The sequence below is a fragment of the Sphingobacterium kitahiroshimense genome (assembly GCF_025961315.1).
In the GTDB taxonomy this organism is placed as follows: Bacteria; Bacteroidota; Bacteroidia; order Sphingobacteriales; family Sphingobacteriaceae; genus Sphingobacterium; species Sphingobacterium anhuiense.
The window spans coordinates 5,990,344-6,010,610 of record NZ_JAOQNK010000001.1; the positions used below are offsets into that span (position 1 = coordinate 5,990,344).

General features: G+C 37.1%; 17 protein-coding genes and 1 riboswitch. Of the genes, 8 read left to right on the forward strand and 9 right to left on the reverse strand.

Going from position 1 to position 20,267, the window contains the following annotated elements; genetic code table 11:
* Positions 1-80: 80 nt before the first annotated feature.
* Positions 81-989 carry a diacylglycerol/lipid kinase family protein gene (locus M2265_RS25590; protein WP_132773829.1) on the reverse strand — a complete coding sequence of 303 codons (909 nt, stop codon included), beginning with the start codon at positions 987-989 and terminating at the stop codon, positions 81-83.
* An 83-nt stretch (positions 990-1,072) separates the two neighbouring features.
* Between M2265_RS25590 and surE the strand changes: the two genes are divergently transcribed.
* Positions 1,073-1,801, forward strand: a complete 729-nt coding sequence (gene surE / locus M2265_RS25595) for a 5'/3'-nucleotidase SurE (RefSeq protein ID WP_132773831.1) — start codon at positions 1,073-1,075, stop codon at positions 1,799-1,801.
* Between the two features lie 64 nt (positions 1,802-1,865).
* Entirely contained in the window at positions 1,866-2,120 is a 255-nt protein-coding gene (locus M2265_RS25600) for a hypothetical protein (protein WP_132773833.1), read from the forward strand.
* A 41-nt stretch (positions 2,121-2,161) separates the two neighbouring features.
* Here M2265_RS25600 and M2265_RS25605 read toward each other — a convergent pair whose 3' ends face one another.
* The 4 genes from M2265_RS25605 to M2265_RS25620 all read right to left on the reverse strand — a co-directional run bounded on the left by M2265_RS25605 (position 2,162) and on the right by M2265_RS25620 (position 6,688).
* Complete coding sequence (locus M2265_RS25605; RefSeq protein ID WP_132773835.1) at positions 2,162-2,623, reverse strand: ferritin-like domain-containing protein; 462 nt, start codon at positions 2,621-2,623, stop codon at positions 2,162-2,164.
* A 284-nt stretch (positions 2,624-2,907) separates the two neighbouring features.
* Entirely contained in the window at positions 2,908-5,205 is a 2,298-nt protein-coding gene (locus M2265_RS25610; RefSeq protein ID WP_132773837.1) for a multicopper oxidase family protein, read from the reverse strand.
* A gap of 141 nt (positions 5,206-5,346) precedes the next feature.
* Positions 5,347-6,207, reverse strand: a complete 861-nt coding sequence (locus tag M2265_RS25615; RefSeq protein WP_132773839.1) for a DUF3347 domain-containing protein — start codon at positions 6,205-6,207, stop codon at positions 5,347-5,349.
* Between the two features lie 91 nt (positions 6,208-6,298).
* Complete coding sequence (locus M2265_RS25620) at positions 6,299-6,688, reverse strand: hypothetical protein (protein WP_021188103.1); 390 nt, start codon at positions 6,686-6,688, stop codon at positions 6,299-6,301.
* A 381-nt stretch (positions 6,689-7,069) separates the two neighbouring features.
* Between M2265_RS25620 and M2265_RS25625 the strand changes: the two genes are divergently transcribed.
* On the forward strand, positions 7,070-7,795 hold the full coding sequence (locus M2265_RS25625; protein WP_021188104.1) for a hypothetical protein: 726 nt from the start codon (positions 7,070-7,072) through the stop codon (positions 7,793-7,795).
* A 71-nt stretch (positions 7,796-7,866) separates the two neighbouring features.
* Here the strand turns inward: M2265_RS25625 and M2265_RS25630 are convergent, their stop codons facing one another.
* Genes M2265_RS25630 through M2265_RS25640 form a run of 3 tightly spaced genes read right to left on the reverse strand, consistent with a single transcriptional unit; the run spans position 7,867 to position 13,602 of the window.
* Positions 7,867-9,279, reverse strand: coding sequence for an efflux transporter outer membrane subunit (locus M2265_RS25630; protein WP_132773841.1), 1,413 nt, complete (start codon positions 9,277-9,279; stop codon positions 7,867-7,869).
* On the reverse strand, positions 9,279-12,434 hold the full coding sequence (locus tag M2265_RS25635) for an efflux RND transporter permease subunit (protein ID WP_132773843.1): 3,156 nt from the start codon (positions 12,432-12,434) through the stop codon (positions 9,279-9,281). The genes M2265_RS25630 and M2265_RS25635 overlap by 1 nt, the downstream gene beginning before the upstream one ends.
* Before the next feature lie 19 nt (positions 12,435-12,453).
* Entirely contained in the window at positions 12,454-13,602 is a 1,149-nt protein-coding gene (locus M2265_RS25640; RefSeq protein WP_021188106.1) for an efflux RND transporter periplasmic adaptor subunit, read from the reverse strand.
* 453 nt (positions 13,603-14,055) lie between these two features.
* A riboswitch (TPP riboswitch) is annotated at positions 14,056-14,149 on the forward strand.
* A gap of 62 nt (positions 14,150-14,211) precedes the next feature.
* Between M2265_RS25640 and thiM the strand changes: the two genes are divergently transcribed.
* From thiM to M2265_RS25665, 5 genes are all read left to right on the forward strand, one after another.
* Positions 14,212-15,006 (forward strand): hydroxyethylthiazole kinase, encoded by a 795-nt coding sequence (gene thiM / locus M2265_RS25645; protein WP_197086323.1) that lies wholly within the window; start codon positions 14,212-14,214, stop codon positions 15,004-15,006.
* Positions 15,006-15,644: a thiamine phosphate synthase gene (thiE, locus tag M2265_RS25650; protein WP_132773845.1), complete on the forward strand. Its 639-nt coding sequence runs from the start codon at positions 15,006-15,008 to the stop codon at positions 15,642-15,644. The genes thiM and thiE overlap by 1 nt, the downstream gene beginning before the upstream one ends.
* Entirely contained in the window at positions 15,641-16,474 is an 834-nt protein-coding gene (gene thiD, locus M2265_RS25655; protein ID WP_132773846.1) for a bifunctional hydroxymethylpyrimidine kinase/phosphomethylpyrimidine kinase, read from the forward strand. Before thiE ends, thiD begins: the two co-directional genes overlap by 4 nt.
* Positions 16,461-17,111, forward strand: a complete 651-nt coding sequence (gene tenA / locus M2265_RS25660; protein WP_132773848.1) for a thiaminase II — start codon at positions 16,461-16,463, stop codon at positions 17,109-17,111. Before thiD ends, tenA begins: the two co-directional genes overlap by 14 nt.
* Before the next feature lie 178 nt (positions 17,112-17,289).
* Positions 17,290-19,074, forward strand: a complete 1,785-nt coding sequence (locus M2265_RS25665) for a DUF4091 domain-containing protein (protein ID WP_132773849.1) — start codon at positions 17,290-17,292, stop codon at positions 19,072-19,074.
* Between the two features lie 185 nt (positions 19,075-19,259).
* Here the strand turns inward: M2265_RS25665 and M2265_RS25670 are convergent, their stop codons facing one another.
* Positions 19,260-20,204 (reverse strand): alpha/beta fold hydrolase, encoded by a 945-nt coding sequence (locus M2265_RS25670; protein WP_132773851.1) that lies wholly within the window; start codon positions 20,202-20,204, stop codon positions 19,260-19,262.
* Positions 20,205-20,267: the final 63 nt, after the last annotated feature.

Genomic DNA, 20,267 nt, shown 5'->3' on the forward strand with positions numbered 1-20,267 from the left:
ATATTTTTTAAAACATTTATTTATCATTCATTAATTTTTATCTCCTGCGAGTTGTAAAGGATTCTAAAATAAATGTTTATCTATGATTGCGGAACAAGAAACTCAAGGACGTTTTCTCTTACTTCCAATATTGCAACATTCTTGAGCGGCAGTACCAGTTCGTCATCTATATGCATGTAGGTACTCTCACAATCAATGGTAAGCTGTTTAGCTTCAAATTTTTTATAGTCAAATGTAACTTCTTCTCCGTTTAATCTTTTCTTAATAAAAGCAGCGAAATCTGATCTTTGTGCCTCATCTACATATACGACATTGAAAAGACCATCATCTGTCACCGCTTCTGGTGATAATATTAGATTAGGACCCACGGATTGAATGTTCATAATTTCAAGTAACAAGCATTTGCCTTCGTAGATTTTATCATCGGCTTTTATCCAAAATTTTTCAGCTTTAGCAGTCATAATAATTTCATGAAGGACTTCTAAAGCTAATTTTAGTTCATCTTTTGCGGTGTCAACTTTACTTTTATCAACGGATTCCATTTTCTGGATTAGGTGTGGAAAAACACCATATCCAGCGCCCTCTAAGAAGAAATCTGTCGTATCAGCATTTTTAATCACCCCTACATCAAAACGCTGTCGCTTACTGTTTTTCCAGTTTTTGATATGATCTAGATTTTTTTTGGTACTGTCAATCCCCAATGCTATGGACAGATTATTAGCAGTCCCCATCGGTAATATGGTGATAGGGATTTTCTTTTCAAGTGAATTTCTTTTCACCAATTCCTTAACGACTCCTCTTACGGTTCCATCGCCACCGGCTATTACAGCAAAATCTGCTTGATCTATTTGATGAATCCATTGATCTCCATTTTTTACCGAAAAGTATACACAAGCATAACCTTCCTGTTCAATTAATGTTATTAAATCAGATTTTAAATGATCCTCATCGCCTGCGCCCGGATTGTGTAATAAGATTGCTTGTTCCATAGATTTAATTTATATAACAACATTTAGCTTATCCATTTGTTGTTATTTATATAAAATATTTATTTGCAGAAACGATAGAAACTATGAGAATTTTAATAACAAATGACGACGGTATTTATAGTCCAGGTATTGCATCTCTAGCAAAAGTGGCTCGGAAATTTGGACAGGTAAAATTAGTGGCACCAGATGTTGAGCAGTCTTCGATGGGACATGCAGTCACACATTCTAGACCATTGAGTTATAAAAAATCTCCGATTGTATTTGAAGATGTGGAGGCTTATCGCGTAAACGGAACTCCAGCAGACTGCGTTGCCATGGGCATACATTTATGGAATGATGTTGATGTGGTTTTATCAGGAATTAATATGGGACCTAATCTAGGTAATTCGATGTGGCATTCGGGAACTTTGGCGGCCGCCAAACAGGCCGTCTTGTTTGGTATTAAAGGTATCGCACTGAGTACACCCGTGGGAAAAACAGAACCTGACTTTGAAGCGCTAGAACCCTTTGTAGAGAAAACATTGGCGCTTCTGTTGGCGGATAAGGAATTGGCTCTTTATAACGTTAATTTTCCTGAAAAGCCAACAGAAATCATCTGGACGAGACAGTCTGTGCGATTATATGATGGTACAATTATACCCGGAACGGACCCATTGGGACGAAAGCACTATTGGTTTACGGTATCTCCACTAGAGCCAGCTGATGAAGGTACAGACAGATGGGCTGTGGAGCATGATATGGTATCTATTACGCCATTGCGATTAGATTTGACGGATGAAGCAACGCTTTTGAAAAGGCTTGGAGAAAAATAGGTAATATTATTATCAATCGCGCTATTTATTTAAATGCTGATGTACATTAAATATATAAATGAAAATGAGAAATTTAAATATTGCTTTAATACTGATTATGAATGCCGTTTTCTTTTCGTCTTGTGGCGAGAATATGAAAAATAATTCCGATCTAAATAATACGCTAGATACAGTTCATCAGCAATTAAAAGGGCTTCCTCTTGATAATCTGCATCGCAGTAGAGTGGGGGACTCAACTGTTGATGTTAAGGATGGTAAATCAGGTCTTCCCCTCAATAATCTTGATCGGGAGAATCCTACAGATACCGTAGGTCATTAATAGACTTAAAGAAGCTTTGTTCGTTTTATCTAATGCAACGCTTAATCTGCTTCATCTCTGAGGGTGCGAATCTGATCGTGTGCCTTTTTTTGCTTTTCTGCATGATTTCGAATCATAGTGACAATAGCTATAGGAAGATCTGGGGCTTCTTTTAAAGCCTTTTCATACTCTTTTTTACTTGCGTCTTCACCACGTTCACATTCTTCGAGAATCTGTTTACGATCATGACCACTTAATGTTGCTTTCAGATCTAACCAGAAGCGATGCAATTTACCGGAGATGCGCGGGGGAATTGTTGGAGCTTCGCCATCGACAACGGTAAATGGAGCAAGCTCGGAGTTGAACAGGATGGTTTCTTGGATATAATCTTCGAATAGTGAACGTAAGTCATTATCACGATTTGTTTTTAGGTTTTCTAATGCTAAGGTATAGCCTTCGATTCTGTCGTTGTTAATCTGAATCAAATCTATTAAAATTCCTGCGGTTACAGTATCTGTATACATAATTTACTTTTTAGAAATACAACTATTAGAGGAACAAACTGATCCCTTAAAAAGTTTTTCGTTGAGTTTAATGCTCTTATTTGCTGATATTTTTCTAAAACAAAAATAAAAGATACAGAGTATTTGTCAAGATGCGTTAAGCCGGGGGATTACTGATAAAGTAACTATAAATCTTTAACGAAAAGGGTCTAATGAAAATTAGACCCTTTATCTATACGTTCAGCTGTACCGTATTTTTTGTTTCCTCATTAACGATACAGCATATTATGTGAAATAAATCAGTTTTAATAGTTTAATGATAAACCGAATCCCCAGCCCATATCACTATCGTAATGCGTACGTATACCCATATTTTTATTGATTACATATGTCAGGTCACCCATATATTCTAGATCTGTGTTGACCATAAAACCACCTCTTAATCTGGGTGAAATAGGAATGTCTTCGCGCATTAATTGTAAGCGTACTATTCCGTCATGATATACTTCAGCTTGAAAATTTACGAGCATAGGGAGCGTATACATAAATCCGGCACTGACAGCCCTTCTGACATCTTTCTTATTAACCTGTCCAAAGATGTTTTTTTCATGCTCGTCTTCACCCATTCTTCTATATCTCCAATCAAAACCTACAAATGGCATAAACCATTGCATTTTTCCGATGTATCGGCCTAAATGGGTCTCTACTTCATATCCATGCATATCATTATAGCCCAATCGCCATTCTGTTCCTAATGACCATCTGGCATTTTGTATCATTGCACCACCGTCATTACCGTTAGTCGCGAAATCATTTTGCACCATGAAGTGGGCCATATTACTTTCTTTCTGTAACGCTTTATAGGCCTTTTCTTTGTCTGGGAGTAACGGATTTTTATAATCGCCAACTTCAAACACTCTATTCATGCCCGCCATCATGTGGTATAAAATATGGCAATGGAAAAACCAGTCCCCCTCTTCGTTAGCTAAAAACTCAATAGTATCGACTTCCATGGGCATGACATCAATAACATTTTTCAGCGGTGCATTTTCTTTTTTACCGTTGATTACTCTAAAATCAAACCCATGCAGATGTATTGGGTGTCTCATCATGGAGTTATTGTAGAGGGTGATGCGTAATATTTCACCTTTCTTTACCGGAATTTTATCACTTTCAGCCAACACTTTATTGTCCATACTCCAGACATATCTGTTCATATTTCCGGTTAAGGTAAATTTAATATCTCTTACCGGCGCCTCTTTTGGCAGGGTGGTATTATAAGGAGATTTGAGCATGGCATAATTTAGCGTTACAATATCTGCTAAAGCATTGGCATTATACCGATCTTTATCATCGGTCATTTTATGGGAGCCATGTTGACTATGATCCTCTTTCTTTGTTTTGTCACCAGATTCTTTTTTTGTCTTATCACCAGATATTTCAGGATACATAACTACGTTCATATCCATTTGGTTCAGGCTCATCTTCATGCCCATATCATCCAGATCCCCGTTCATTTTCATCATGTCATTCATCATCTTCATGCCTTCAAAATATTTAAGGCGAGGTAATGGAGATATAAGCTGTTTTTTCCCGTTTCCTACAAAGTAACTTGTTGATTTTGTTCTATCTTCTGTAGTGGCCATGAATTCATACGAAGTGCCTTCATTAGGGATTGTGAGTACAATATCATAAGTTTCAGATACTGCAATCATTAATCGATCTACTTCTACAGGTTCTACATCGTTACCATCATTTGCGACAACGGTTATTTTACCTCCTGCATAACGAAGCCAAAAATAGGATGATGCACCACCATTTGATATGCGAAGACGAACTTTGTCTCCTGCTTTCAAAGTCTTATTATCTATTTTTTCTAGATTGGAGAACTCGTTCCCGTTCATTAAAACCTTATCGTAGTACACATCACTTACATCCATAGCCATCATACGTTTCCATTCATTTTTGACTTTAGTTTTAAAGTGACCTTCTTTAATAGCCTCGGCATAAGATTGGGTAGCACCTTTTTTGATGGCGGCCCAATCATTCGCATTATGCAGCATTCTATGTATGTTATCCGGATTTAGGTCTGTCCATTCACATAATATAATTGGTATAGTAGGTAAATCGTCAATTCCTTTTCTGAAAGTTTTATCATCACTTCTTTTTTTCAGGATGAGACTGCCGTACATACCGATCTGTTCCTGTAAACCCGAATGGGAGTGATACCAATGTGTACCATGTTGGATAATAGGAAAGCGATAGGTATATGTTGTATTGGGTTTTATCGGTTCTTGGGTAAGATGGGGTACTCCATCCTCTTTATTAGGCAAAAATATGCCGTGCCAGTGTAAAGATGTATTTTCTTTTAGTTGGTTATGCACCACAATTTCGGCAGTATCACCTTCTGTAAATGTAAGAGTGGGCATAGGAATTTGTCCGTTAACCGAAATTGCCCGTTTTTCTTTCCCTGTAAAATTGACAATGGTATCTCGAACATACAGGTCATATTTGACAACTTTTTGTGCAAACGCAGTTGTTGCACAAATGAGCATAATCAATGTCTGTAACGCTTTTATAGATACATGCTTAGCTATATACATTGTTTATTTATTTTTTAGTGGAAGTTATTCCTGATGTTTTAACCAGTGAATAAGTATTTTTGTTTTTTCTGTATTTAATAGTTACATATAGCGTATAGGAATAGGATATACGTTGTCTATCTTATTTTAGAACTGTATTTATTAATTCAACGTTTCCACTGTGCTACCACAAGTCAACATTTTAGAACCAAAGTATGGGTTTTTGATGTCACTATCTTTACTCAACCAATGTGCACCTTTTCCTGCGTTAAACATCGGACAGTGCTGGTAGTAAATAGGACTCTCCAATTTAGATACTTTTGCTAGATCATAAATTGTTTTGGAAACATTTGCAAATAATTCACGTTGTTTTGGAACGGATTTAGATTTGGAAATACTTTCTACATGAGCAGTTAAGTCACTGATTCCTTTCATCCATACATCATGTTCTTTAGAAGATAGTGTATTCATATCTACTGCTTTAACAGTCGAAAGTAAGACAGTTGCTTGGGTGGAGGTAGCTGCCGCGTCAGTCTTTATTAAAGCATCTTTGACCGAAAAATAGCTATCAACAACTGCCTGCAATGGATTTTTGCTTTTTGTGGTAGCATCATGCGTTGCATGATTGGACATCTCATTATGATCTTTCAGCAGCATGGCATCAGTTTTGGTGCCAGTCTTTAATTCTCTTGTATATTGGCAACATTCAGGAAGCTTTATATATACATCCGCAGGAGCTAGAAAATCTTCGCTGTCATAACCTGCTAAGGCAATACGCTTTAAGATTTCTTCTCTACTCGTTTTTTGAGTATCATAACTGATTATAGCTTTTTTTGTATCAACATTCCATTCTACCTGAGCGACATTTTTGCTATTTCCTGCTTTTTCAATGGTTTTTTTACACATGTCACATTCTCCATAGATATTGACGGTTTCAGTTTTTGTATTATTAATTTGGGCATATGTATTTATAGATGATAATAATACAGTGATTACTACCAATATTTTTGATATAGATTTCATGATTTTAATAATTAAAATAATATAAATTAAGGATTTTCAAAAGCTGATTATAGCTTTTGATAAGACGTACTTTGGGCATTAAGGGCCCTTTTTAACCTATTTTGGGAGGTAACCAGATGTTTGAAAATTCCGAATAATAATTATTTTGCTGAAATCCGAATTTTTGTTTGGCAACAAAAGAAAATTCTTTCAGATTTATATCAAATGGAATGGTTAAGAAAACGGAACAAGAAGAAGAGAGGCATCTACATGTTACATGATCGCACTTGCTATGGTTGCAGTCTCCGTGATCAGCTTTTTTAGAAGTATTATCTGAACAGGTATTATTTGTTTTTGAATGGGTAGTGTGCTGTTCGTGCGCAGTTGAAGTATGTTGCTTTTTAGTACTATCCTTTTCACAGGAATAGCCCGTACTTGGCAACAATAAAAAGCCAAGACAGATTAACAAGATAATACCAATATGAGTCTTCAAATTCTTCAATATTACAAATTTATAAATTAATTGTATTATTTAGCGATATGATGGTAATTTTTATTTTCTGTAATAGCTATGGTATCATTTTAAATGTTTACATATAATTACTGCTAGCTTCTTCAGCCATGGAAATTTTACATTGAACAATATTAAAAACAGAAAATTATAAGTTGATATTTGTATTGTTTTTTAATCTCTTAAAAACTATTAAAAAAATTGATGCCTGAAATATCTGGTTTCTAGATTTATTCTGATCTCATTATCTAACCAACCTACTTTACTAAAACAACTTTATCAGTTATGTGTTTAATCTTAAACATCTGATCTGCAATGGTTCGTGTTTTGTTTTTTTTAATAAATTAAGTTGAACAACCTAAAGATCACGTTATGCAGTTTGCTACTCTGACCAGATCCATCCTGTTAGACCTGCAGTCAAAAGGATATAATATATTAACCTCTAAGAATAGGATTGATGATGAGAACCCTACCTGGTATCCGATCAGTGTGCCCAATGTATGGGATTATCTGCTACAGCTAGATAGTAAAACAAATGTATTGAGTTTTCAGGAACCGGCTGTCCTTGTTATTGAAGATGCTTTGTTAAATGCGGAAGATGAGCAGCTTGATGGGGAGGTATTTATTGAGGATGATCATTATTTAAGACTGAACCAACGGCTTCACATCTATAATCAATATTATCAATTTGTAGCCAATCCGGAAGTTTATGATTTTTCATTCGACCCGCAAAGATTGATTATCCGTAATTATGCGCTGCATACTGGGGATCATAGTATGTATCTGGACTATCTGCAATTACATTATCCTGAACATGTTGCTGTAGGAATGAATGATTTGGAGTCTTTGACTCGATCTTTAATCTGTCTTGATGCTACTCAAGCACATAAGTGGTTTATGATGCACAATGTCGCAGTCGTAGAATCTGATATTTGGGTCTGTGATGAAGATGCTATTTTAAAAGTATTGGCTGTTCGGGGAGATGATCATACCTGGCATATTTCTGGTGATACTGACGAATTAATCTACAATCTTATTGCGCCACAAGATGTCTTGCCTATGCATGATCTGTTTTGGATTGATACAAGGGTAAGATAGGGGATATTATGCTATCAAAAAAAAAGGATCGATTGTATGTCGATCCTTTTTTTTTGATATGCTATGATTATTTATTCTGTTCCTCCACCCAATGCACGATAAAGATCTGTTGAAGCATCAAATTGTTCTTTTTGAATCGAAATGGCCTCTAGATCATTTTGAAGGGAGTTATTCTGTGCAGTGATAACTTCAAGATATGTTGCCATTCCACTTCTATACAGCAACATTGCATCACTAACAGCCTTTTGCAATGCCGTTTTTTTCTGTTCTATCAGTGTAATACGTTGGCTTGCGTACTCTCTTTTTGCTAAAGCATCAGATACCTCACTCACAGCAGTCATGACTGCCAGACGAAATTGTTCGGCAGATTTTTCCTGTTCGATTTTTGCTATTTCATAAGCTGTTTTTAACTTCTTATTTTGAAAAATAGGTTGCGTAATGTTACCAGCAATATTCTTTACTAATGAACCCGGTAAATCAAACCAATTTTCAAACTGGAATGAATTTGTTCCAATAGAAGGAGTTAATCTCAAAGATGGATACATCTGAGCCTTTGCAAGACCAGTACCTGCGTTAGCAACTACCACAGCGTATTCTGCAGCTCTAACATCAGGACGTCTACTGAGCATATCGGCAGGAACACCTATTGGAAAGCTTTCCACAAAGGGTGTCGTATCCATTGTATTTGCTCGTGATATGCTATCTGGAAAAGACCCACAAAGAATACTCAGTACATTCTCTTGTAGTGCGATGTTTTGCTTAGCAAGAGGTACCAATAATTCAGCAGTTTTCTTCTGGGCTTCAGCTTGATCCACTGCCAGTGAATTGGTTTGCGCAGACTCGAACTGAAGTTTTATGATGTGCAAAGTCGTATCGCTCAAAGCAATATTTTGCGAAGCAACTTTAAGTTGCTCATCCAAAGTAATTAAATTGTAATAAGCCTGTGCGACTTGACTTACAATACGTGTTCGCAATGCTGATAAATTTTCACGTTGCATGAAGAAGCTTGCTCTTGCAGATTCTTTTTGCAACGCAACTTTCCCCCATATATCCGCTTCCCACGAAATATTAAGAGAAGCAGAATAATCGTCCATGTGTTGATTTCCTGTAAACTGCTCACTCAAAGAACCGTTCAAAGAGCTTTTTGATAAATAGTTCCTTGCCGCAGATATCGAAAGATCAGCTGTAGGAAGAAGTCCCAGTTTTGCCTGTTTATAGGAAAGATCCAGTTGACGAAGACTCATCATAGCGATCGATATATCCTTGTTCTTATCAAGTGCCTTATCGATCAAAGCCGTCAAATGAGTATCTTTAAAGAAGGTTTTATAGGGTAGACTAATGCTATCACCTGTCACCGCAATCGTATTCCTATAATGTTGTGGGGTCTCCAACTCTGGACGACTATACTTTTTGTTTACAGAGCAGGATGACAATAAAGTTGCCATTCCAACAGCGTAAATTATATTATTTATAGATAATGCCATTATTCAACGCTTTGAATTTTTTGATTTTGATTTTTACCCGATACCTTTTCCTGCAGATATTGAAAGAGAATATAAAGGATCGGTATGACAAATACACCCAATAGGACGCCTGAAAGCATCCCTATTGCAGCACCTGTACTGATCGATCTATTACCCATTGCAGATCCACCCGTAGCAAACATTAATGGAATCATACCAGCAATAAAAGCTAGAGATGTCATGATGATAGGACGTAATCTTGATTTTGCACCCTCAATAGCAGACTCTACAATAGAATAACCTGCAGCTCGACGTTGTACGGCAAATTCGATGATTAAGATTGCATTTTTAGCTAATAGCCCCACAAGCATAATTAATCCTACTTGTACATAAATATTATTATCCAATCCTATAGCTTTAATTGAAGCAAATGCACCAATGATACCTGTTGGAATAGATAGCAATACTGCTAGTGGTAAAAGGTAACTTTCATACTGCGCCGCTAATAAAAAGTAAACGAATAGGAGACACAACGATAAAATAATTAACGTTTGATTTCCTGCTGACTTTTCTTCTAAACTTAAGCCAGTCCATTCGTAACCGTAGTCTGAAGGCAATTTGCTCAATACATTTTTTTCCAGATTATCCATGATTTCACCATTACTCGCGCCGGGTAGGGGCACTACACTAATGGTCAACGCATTAAATAAGTTGTATCTGCTTAAGGATTCAGGACCATATGCTTTATGTAGGGTAACAAGTGATTTCACAGGAACCATTTGATTTTGGTCATTCCGGACAAATATTTCATTAAAGGAATCTTCGTCTGTTCTGAATATTCCATCAGCTTTCACATTGACACGATAGAATTTTCCAAATCGTGTAAAGTTCATGGACTGATCACCTGCGAAATAGGTCTGGATGACGTTCATCATATTACTGATTTCTACACCCATTTGTTGGGCTTTATCCTCATCAACTTCAAGTTCTAATTGCGGGAAGTCCGTACGGAATGTTGTATAAGCAAATTGTACCCCTGGTTGTTGCATAATTTTCCCAATAACCTCATCAGACATCTGTTTTAGCTTTTCGGGAGATTTCCCTGCCTTATCTTGTAACACGATTTCGGCACCGCTTGTAACCCCATATCCGTCTATCGGTGGACTTCTAAAGGCCATAATAGTAGCTTCTTTAACCGTTGCAAACTTTGCTGTTAGATTTCCTAAAATCACGTCAATATCTTTCTCCGCACCACGATCTTTCTTATCTTTCAACTTGATAAAACCCATAGCATATGCTGGACTGGCACTATTTGATAAAATATTGAAGCCTGTAATAATGGTACTATTCTGTACTGATTCTTCTTTTTCCAACATATCATCTATACGTGCAGCAGCGGCAGTTGTCCGATCTAAGGCAGTACCTGGAGGCATACTTAAACTGAAGATAATAAATGAATCATCTTCCATCGGTACAAAGCTTTTTGGTGTACTGATCATCATCCAGCCTGCTAGTGCAGTAATCACAATAACTAAACCTGCACCGATCCACTTTTTAACAATTAAGAACCGTAACCCTTTGATATATTTACCTGTTAAATTCTCAAATCCAGCATTAAATGCAGTAAAGAATCTTTTTCCAAATCCTTTCTTTTCGACTTCTCCATGTTGACCCTCGGCATGATTATTTTTCAATAATAAGGCACATAGGGCAGGAGTAAGGGTTAATGCATTGATCGCAGATATAATAATTGCAATCGCTAATGTATAGGCAAACTGCTTATAAAAAATACCTGCAGATCCTGTCATAAAACCAATCGGTATAAATACCGCAGACATGACTAAAGTGATCGATACAACTGCACCTGTGATCTCGCCCATAGCACTATGAGTTGCCTCTTTTCCGGTCATGTTTGTACCTTCCATTTTACTATGGACGGCTTCGACGACCACAATGGCATCATCGACGACAATACCGATTGCAAGTACCAGTGCAAAGAGTGTCAATACGTTTATGGTGAAACCAAAAGCAAGGAGAAAGAAAAATGTTCCTATGATCGCTACCGGTACAGCAATTGCAGGTATAATGGTCGATCTAAAGTCTTGTAAAAACAAGAATACGACGATAAACACCAGAATAAATGCTTCAATCAAAGTAGATTTCACCTGGCCTGTTGCTTCGTCCAAACGCTCTTTTGTACTCATCAAACTCGTGTAGTCTACGCCGGGAGGAAAGTTTTTGGAAGCACTCTTTAATACATCGCGTACACCGATTTCGATGTCATTTGCATTAGATCCCGTAGTCTGGAGAATTGCAACAGTAACTGAATTTTTACCACTCATAGTTGTATTTCCACTATAACTAAGAGAGCCAAATTCTATACGTGCTACATCTTTCAAGCGTACCAAAAGTTCGCCATCACGTTTAACAACGATATTTTCATATTCATGAGGTTGACTCTTTTTACCTTTATAACGCATAACGTATTCCAATGCCGCATTCGATTCCTCACCCAATTTACCGGGTGCCACCTCTAAACTTTGAGTGCCAATGGCTTTACTTACATCAGCAGGTTCTAAACCATAAGATGCCATTTTCTGCGGATTGAGCCAAACACGCATCGAATAGTCCTTTAAACCAAAAACTTGTGCCTGACCTACACCAGGTACACGTTTAATTTGTGGTATGACATTAATGTTGACATAGTTTTGAAGAAACAACTCATCATATTTTTCATTATCTTCCGTATACACGTTGAAAATTATGATCATACTGTTTTGTTGCTTTGAGGTTGTAAGCCCCATCCGGATTACTTCTTCTGGAAGTATGGGCGTTGCTTGTTGTACTCTGTTTTGCACGTTTACAGCGGCCTGATCAGGATTGACACCTTGTTTGAAGATAATGGAAATGGAAAAAGAACCATCATTACTTGCAGTAGACTTGATATACTGCATGTTTTCCACACCATTGATCTGCTCTTCCAGTGGTGTTACCACTGAGCGGATCACGGCCTCACTGTTCCCACCAGGATAACTCCCCGAAACCATTACGGTGGGTGGAGATATATCTGGAAATCTTGTTACAGGAAGTCTTAATAATCCTATAACACCCAATATTAATAGCACAACCGAAATAACGGTGGCCATTACTGGTCTATCTATAATCTTTTTTAACATGTTGATACTCGTCTAAAAATTAATTTTTTAATGAGTCTTGACTGATTACTTTAGGTTGAACTACAATTCCTTCTGTTAATTGGTCAATACTATTTACGGCTATTTTATCGCCCGCTTTTACGCCGGATTTGATGATATAATCTGCACCTGTTCTACCATTTATTTCAATAGGTTTCATTGCCACTTTATTGCTGTCAGCGAGGACATAAACAAAAAATTTGTCTTGAATATCTTTCACTGCTGCCATAGGTAGCTTGATTGCACTGTTCAGACTTTTAGTTAAAACCACTCGCGCTGCACCTCCTGAGCGTAAAATTTTATCTGGATTTGAAAATACCGCTTTTAGTGATATCGTTCCTGTGTTACGATCAATGTTACCACTTGCAATTTCAACCTGACCTTTTTGATTATATTTGTTACCGTCGGCCATGATAATCTCTACCGTGTTCATTCCGGCATCTGTTTTTCTATCATTCATAAAAGCAATAAATTTTGCTTCATTGAGGTTGAAGTAAACAAATACCTGATCGATTTCAGATAAACTTGTCAATGGATTGACATCAGAAGGTGTGACCAAATTTCCGACCCTACTCGGAATACGGCCTATATATCCACTTACTGGTGCTTTGATAATTGCGAAGGCAGCGTTTAACTGTGAAGAGCTCACTGCTGATTTGGCTTGTGCCACTTGAGCACTTGCTGCATCATATTGCGCTTGTGCAGTTTTTAGCTGTAGGTCTGAAACAACCTTTCCCTGAACTAGAGGTCTTATTTTTTCTAATTCAATCTGTGCATTTGCCTGTGCAGCTAGTGCCGATTGTAACGAAGCTTTACTGTTGTTCACCTGTTCATTAAAAACATCACTTTTAATTTTAAAAAGTGATTGCCCCTTTTGTACATATTGTCCTTCCTTCACATATGTTACTTCGAGGTAACCAGAAACTTGTGCTCTAATATCGACATTGACTGTTCCCTCTATGGTACCAGGATAAGTTTCTACGATCGTAGTAGGAGATTCTTTTAATTCAATGAAATCAGCAGGAACAGCTTGTTGTTCATACGATCCATCTTGTTTTTGTCCGCCACATGAAATAAATAATAAACCGAAAGCAAATACGGCTGTATATAGATTGAAATTGTTTGTTGCTTTGAATTCTTGCTTTACCATTTTTTTATGATTAAAATTTCAAATACAAATAACAGAAGATTAGATGGTTTAAGAAAGAAATAATTGACTGAACTGGTGAAAATAGCTTCTGAACCGAAATAGTGATCTACTGAATCATCACGATGTAAATTGGTAAGTATAGCCGATTGTTTTTGTTTTAATACGATAAAATTAGAATTAAGTCTAGTAACAATTAGGATGTTAAATTTAAAATTATCGAGAGCAACAGCTATATTATTTTTATTTCATGTAACAGCAGTTTTGTAATTTATTGCTTTCTGTTGATGGAATTTTTTGTGATCAGAATGGTTTTTAATGTCAAAACAATCAATGTGTTGTGTTTTTTTACAATTATGTCATGTGATTTTTTATAGATAAACTCAACATAATAATTATTATTTCAAAATGTCAATGTTCATGCGATGGGAATGAATGTTTATATTTTATATCTTTGTTATGCTTTAGGGGTATTCTAAAAAAGAATTGAGAGAGTCCCTTTGAACCTGACACGGCTAATACCGACGTAGGGAAAAGCAATACAGTACACCTGTGCTGTTTTGTATGTGGTTTTTTCCTAAAGCATTCAATCTTTTATTAAATGAAATGAATATGGAGAAAACACTTTGGATGCATATCCAACAAGTAAGAGCACAATCGCCACTCGTACATAACATTACTAATTTTGTCGTCATGAATAATACTGCCAATGCCTTATTGGCTGTTGGAGCTTCACCTATTATGGCTCATGCTAAATCTGAAGTAGTCGAGATGGTCACTATCAGCGATTCACTTGTTATTAACATAGGAACATTAGATGAAGTGTGGTCAGAATCTATGTTATTGGCTGCAAATACTGCTTCTCAATTAGGGAAACCTTGGATTTTAGATCCTGTTGGAGCGGGGGCGACATCTTATCGCGATCATATTCTAAAAGAATTGCTTCGTGAAAAACCAACTGTCATAAGAGGTAATGCATCTGAAATTATTGCACTAAACAAATCTAATCTTATAAAGACGAAAGGAGTGGATAGTACTTCTCAAAGTGGTGAAGCAGTTAAAGCCGCATTAGATCTTCATCGACAATATGGTTCCGTTGTTTGTATTTCTGGCGAAACTGATATTGTGATTTCTGGGAGTCAGGAGATTCATCTAAAAAATGGACATCTTTTGATGACAAAGGTAACCGGGTTAGGATGTTCTGCAAGTGCGATTGTTGGAGCCTTTATAGCTGTAATAGCCAATAAAACAGAGGCAGTAACTGCTGCAATGGCTCTCATGGGAGTAGCTGGAGAACTAGCTGAAAAGGAAAGTGATGGACCGGGTAGTCTGCAGGTTAAACTTCTTGATAAGCTATATAACATCACTGAAACTGAATTTGGGAATACATTAAAATTTAGCATATAATGGATTTCGATACTTCTTTTCCTTATCAGTTATATCTTGTGATTTCAGAGCAGGATTGTCGTGGAATAAATTATCTTCCTGTTGCGGAGCGCGCTATTATTGGTGGTGTAGATATTATACAGCTTCGAGAAAAAGAGCTAACGACCCGTCTTTACTTGGCAAAAGCCCACCAATTGAAAGAGATCACTGACAAATATGGGATTCCTTTAATCATCAATGATAATCTTGAAGTGGCCCAAGAATTGGGTGCGGCTGGTATTCATGTAGGTAACCATGATATTTCTCCTAGTCATATTAGAAAAGCTTGGTATAGCCCAAGACCTCTGGTCGGTTATTCTATTGAAAATCTTGAACAGTTGAAAAATGAGCAGATTCCATTATCCGATTACTTGGGTATCAGCCCTGTATTCAATACTGAAACCAAAAAGGATACCATCACAGAATGGGGCTTAGAAGGTATTGTGAATATTCGACAACGAACAGATAAACCGTTGGTTGCTATTGGCAATATCCATATACAAAATGCTCGTCGTGTTATACAGGCAGGTGCCGATTGTTTAGCTGTAGTGTCTGCGATATGTGGGAGTGAAAATCCAGAAAAAGCAGCATTTGAACTTAAAAATGAAATTTTAAAATGAAAAAATACCGATACCCAACTACGCTGACGATCGCAGGTTTCGACGGAAGTGGCGGAGCCGGAATACAAGCGGATATCAAAACTTTTTCGGCATTAGGATGCTATGCTACCTCGGTATTGACAGCATTGCCTGTGCAAAATACGATGGGAGTCCGAAAGATTTATCCCATAGCACTTGAAGCTGTAGCAGATCAGATTGAATCTATTATGGACGATGTCTTTCCTGATGCCATAAAGATTGGAATGGTCCATACACCACAATTGGTTATTACAATTGCGCAGACGCTTCAGAAATATAAAAAAGTACCCCTTGTATTTGATCCTGTTATGGTTGCTACTAGTGGCCACCGGCTTATTGAGGAACAAACTATTGCAGCAATGATCGACCTACTATTCCCTTTAGCAGATGTGATTACACCGAATATGGATGAAGCAGGTATACTTGCCAAGTTATCAGTGGAAACTTTAGAAGATATGTACGTTGCAGGGGAAAGCATCCTTGCATTAGGTTGTGAGCGTGTCTTGGTAAAAGGGGGGCATCTGGAGCAGGATACGCTGCAATCTATATTATTTGATAAAAATTGCCGTCCCGAAATATTTAAAAGTAAAAAAATTAAAACAAAGAATACCCATGGTTCCGGGTGTACGCTGTCATCTGCAATAGCCGCTTATCTGGCACAGGGGCATACGATATCTGAAGCAGTTTCTTTAGCGCAAAACTATGTTTTTGCGGCAATAGAGCAAGGGGCAGATGTACAATTAGGAATGGGCAATGGTCCTTTAAATCATTTTTTTAATCCTCAAAAACAAATTAAATATGAATTGGTCTGAACAGGTTTGGAATAGTATCTCAGATAAATATCAGTCTATATTAGACATGCCTTTTATAAAGGAACTTACGACAGGAAATTTGCCTAAAGAAAAATTTCAATTTTATATGGCTCAAGATTCGCTTTATCTTGAACATTTTGGTCGAGCATTAGCCCTTATTGGTGCTCGAGCACATGATGTTCAAGATGCGCTATCCTATATGCGTTTTGGAGAAAATGCAATTGTCGTGGAAAATGCCTTGCACGACTCTTATTTTAAGGATTTTGGTGTTGCCGAGAAAGGTGATATTCAGCCTGTTTGCCATCATTATGTGCATTACCTAAAAAGTACAGCAGCGCTAGATCCTATAGAGGTTGGGATGGCTGCAACTTTACCCTGTTTTTGGATATATAAAGAAGTGGGGGAGTTTATTGCCAGACAAGAAAAAGTAGTTGATAATCCTTACCAAAAATGGATTGATACGTATGGAGGAGAAGATTTTGCTATTTCTGTACGACAAGCTATTGCTATGTGTGATCAAGTAGCTGCAAATACGACTGTTGCTATTCGTAATAAGATGAGTGAAGCATTTGTTTTAGCATCTAGACTGGAGTATCAATTTTGGGAGGCTGCTTACAATGAAAAAGTATGGACTTAACGGGGTGATAAAAATGAGCAATCGTTTGTTCTTGTTTAGCATTTGTATACATCTTAAAATTTAATTAGTTTGCTTCATATTGTGAAAATATATTTTGTGATTAGTTTTTAAATATACTTGTTTAAAAAGTAATCAAATCGGTAGGATGAATCTGAATTGAAAAATAAGTTATATAAATATGAGCTTTAAGAATACAACTTTAGCGTCAGCACTTCTTGTCGGAGCGCTATGGACTGTACAAACGGTGAAGGCACAGACACCGGCCTTTGAAATGGTAAATTTTCAAGAAATGGCGGATCCAACGAAAGATACATTGTCAGACTGGTCTGCGGTTAAGAAGGGCGTACATAGCTCATTCGTAACAATTGATAAACGGTATCCTAAATCATTGGTTCCTGACTTGAAGAAGAAAGTTAGCGATGAAGTAGTAGGTTGGCGTGGAGAACGTGTTTCATCACAAGTGTTATTATGGACGCAAGAGACTGCTCCGGATGTTACGGTGACTATATCAGATTTCAAAGGTATAAAGGGTGCTAAAATGTCTTCAAATGTTGCTTCAGCACGTTTTGTTCGCTACGTAATGACTGATGAATTTGCCGCTGGCTGTGGATATCGGAAGAAAGAGGACTTTGCTTCTTCATTATCACCAGATATGCTAGATGATTTAACATCATTCGATCTTGAAGCTAGCAAGGTCCGCCCTGTTTGGCTGACAGTGAAGATCCCGAGTGATGCTACCCCTGGAGAATATCAAGCTAAAGTGCGCATCGAGAGTAAAGGAAAGGTTACTGACCAATTAACATTAAAAGTTACTGTTTTAGAAAATATATTGCCAAAGCCTAGTGAATGGGTCTTCCATTTGGATCAATGGCAACATCCATCGGCTGTAGCACGTGTGCGTGGATTAGAAATGTGGAGTGATGCCCATTTTGAAGCGATGAAACCAGTTATGAAAATGTTAGCTGATGCAGGACAGAAAGTGATCACTGCAACCATGAATAAAGATCCATGGAATGTACAGACTTATGATCCATATGCTGACATGATTGTTTGGAATAAAAATGCAGACGGTACTTGGGCTTACGATTATAAAGTATTTGACCGTTGGGTTCAGTTTATGATGGACCTAGGCATTAAAAAAATGATCAATATTTATTCGATTGTCCCATGGAATAATGAAATACATTATCGCGATGTAGCAAAAAATGAAGTTGTCAATGTTGTTGCAAAACCAGGTACACCCGCATTTGAGGAATTATGGACCCCTTTCCTAAAGGATCTTGTAAAACATTTGGATTCAAAAGGCTGGTTGGGAATTACAAACATCGCCATGGATGAACGCACAAAAGAAGAAGTTGATGGTGCTCTATCTCTTTTGAAGAAGGTGGCGCCAACTTTAGGCGTTTCTTATGCGGATAATCAGAAAACGTATCAGCGCTATCCTGACAGTAAAGATATTAGTATTGCTGCAAATCATCCCTTTTCTCATGAAGATTTGCTAGATCGTAAAAAAAGAGGTTTGATTACTACTTTTTATGTGTATTGTGGCAATAATTTTCCAAATCAATTTACGTTTTCAGATCCTGCGGAGTCTGCTTATATGGGCTGGTATGCTGAAGCGGCAGATTTTGATGGATTACTGCATTGGGCATTCAACTCATGGGTAGAAAACCCAATTTTAGATTCCCGATTCCGTACCTGGCCAGCGGGTGATACCTATATTGTGTATCCAAATGGGCGGAGCTCTATCCGCTATGAAAGAACACTCGAAGGTGTTCAGGATTATGAAAAAGTGCAAATCGTCAAGAAAGCGCTTAAGGAGAAGGGATTGACTGAGGATTTGAAGCGTTTCGAAGCGGCGATCCAGAAGTTAAATAGTGCAGAAAGAACTAAAGTTTGGAATTCAAATCTAAACGAAGCTAAGGCCCTATTGAATGAGCTATCGATTAAGATAACGAACTAATTGTAAATTCATATTAGCACTTGTTTTTGCGACTGCTATAATCATTATTTGTAACCCTCCGGAATAAGAGTTTCGGAGGTTTTTTTTTTATATTTTCGGTTTTTTGATTTTATCCTTATGGCTAATGTATGATCTTTTGTTTTGGTCAGATCAGGTCGTTATTTATAAGCTGATGATGGTTTGATCTAGTTACTGGGTTTAGAGGATCGTAAGGTACTGTTATATATCGATATTAAGGCTTCTGCAACCAGCTTTGGATCCTGTTGATGAATACCATGACTGTATTTTGGAAGTAAGATCAGCTTGCTGTTACGGTTATTTTTTATCATCTCAGCATAGTGTTCTATACGAAGTTGATCGAGTTCTTTCCACCACGGGATTAAGTTGATATCCAAGTTTAGCTCTTCATTCATCTTTGTTTCGTATTGTTCGATATGCTTACTGTATGCAATCATTACGGTAACTGGAATGTCAGGTAGTGGTGGTAAAGAAGTATAATTTTTGAAAAAATGTGGCGTACTTTCATTCAGTTCTCTCTCTGCTTCATGTCGGAAACCTGTCGATGTGGACGGGTCTTTAATGATATTTTGAAGGTTTATATTCAAAAGTTCCTGATATCCTGTTTTACTTCCTGTTTTAAACTTTACTTCATCATCCTCTTCTTTGGTCAGCATAAAATCAGTCGGATCTATGAAAAATAAACCAGCTATTTCTTCAGGGTGTTTTGAAGCAAACAAACGAATAAATGGCCCGCCTATTGAATGTCCAACTAGGAGGTAGGGTGGGCTTATTTTTAAAGTAGTCAGTAAGTCGTGAAGTCTTTTTACGACATCGGCATCGGTTTTTACTGCACTATCTAATTCAGATTCACCTATTCCGTTTCTATCGTAAACAATACCTGCAAAGCTACCTTGAATAAATGGGAATAAACTGCCATTACTTCCTCCAGAAGAACCGAGTCCACTCTCAAATACAACAATAGGTTCGTCGATTTTTCTATTTTCAAGTCCAAATGTACGATAAGCCATTTTTTTATTGTTAATGGACACCAATTTTCGTTCCGATACCTGAGCTAAGACTGAGGATATTGCAAAAAAGGTAATGAGGAAAACAGCGGCGATTAATTTCATAAGTGATTATTAAGGGTAAGATACTTATATGTTTTTTGTAACGGTTTAATTATAGCTGAATTT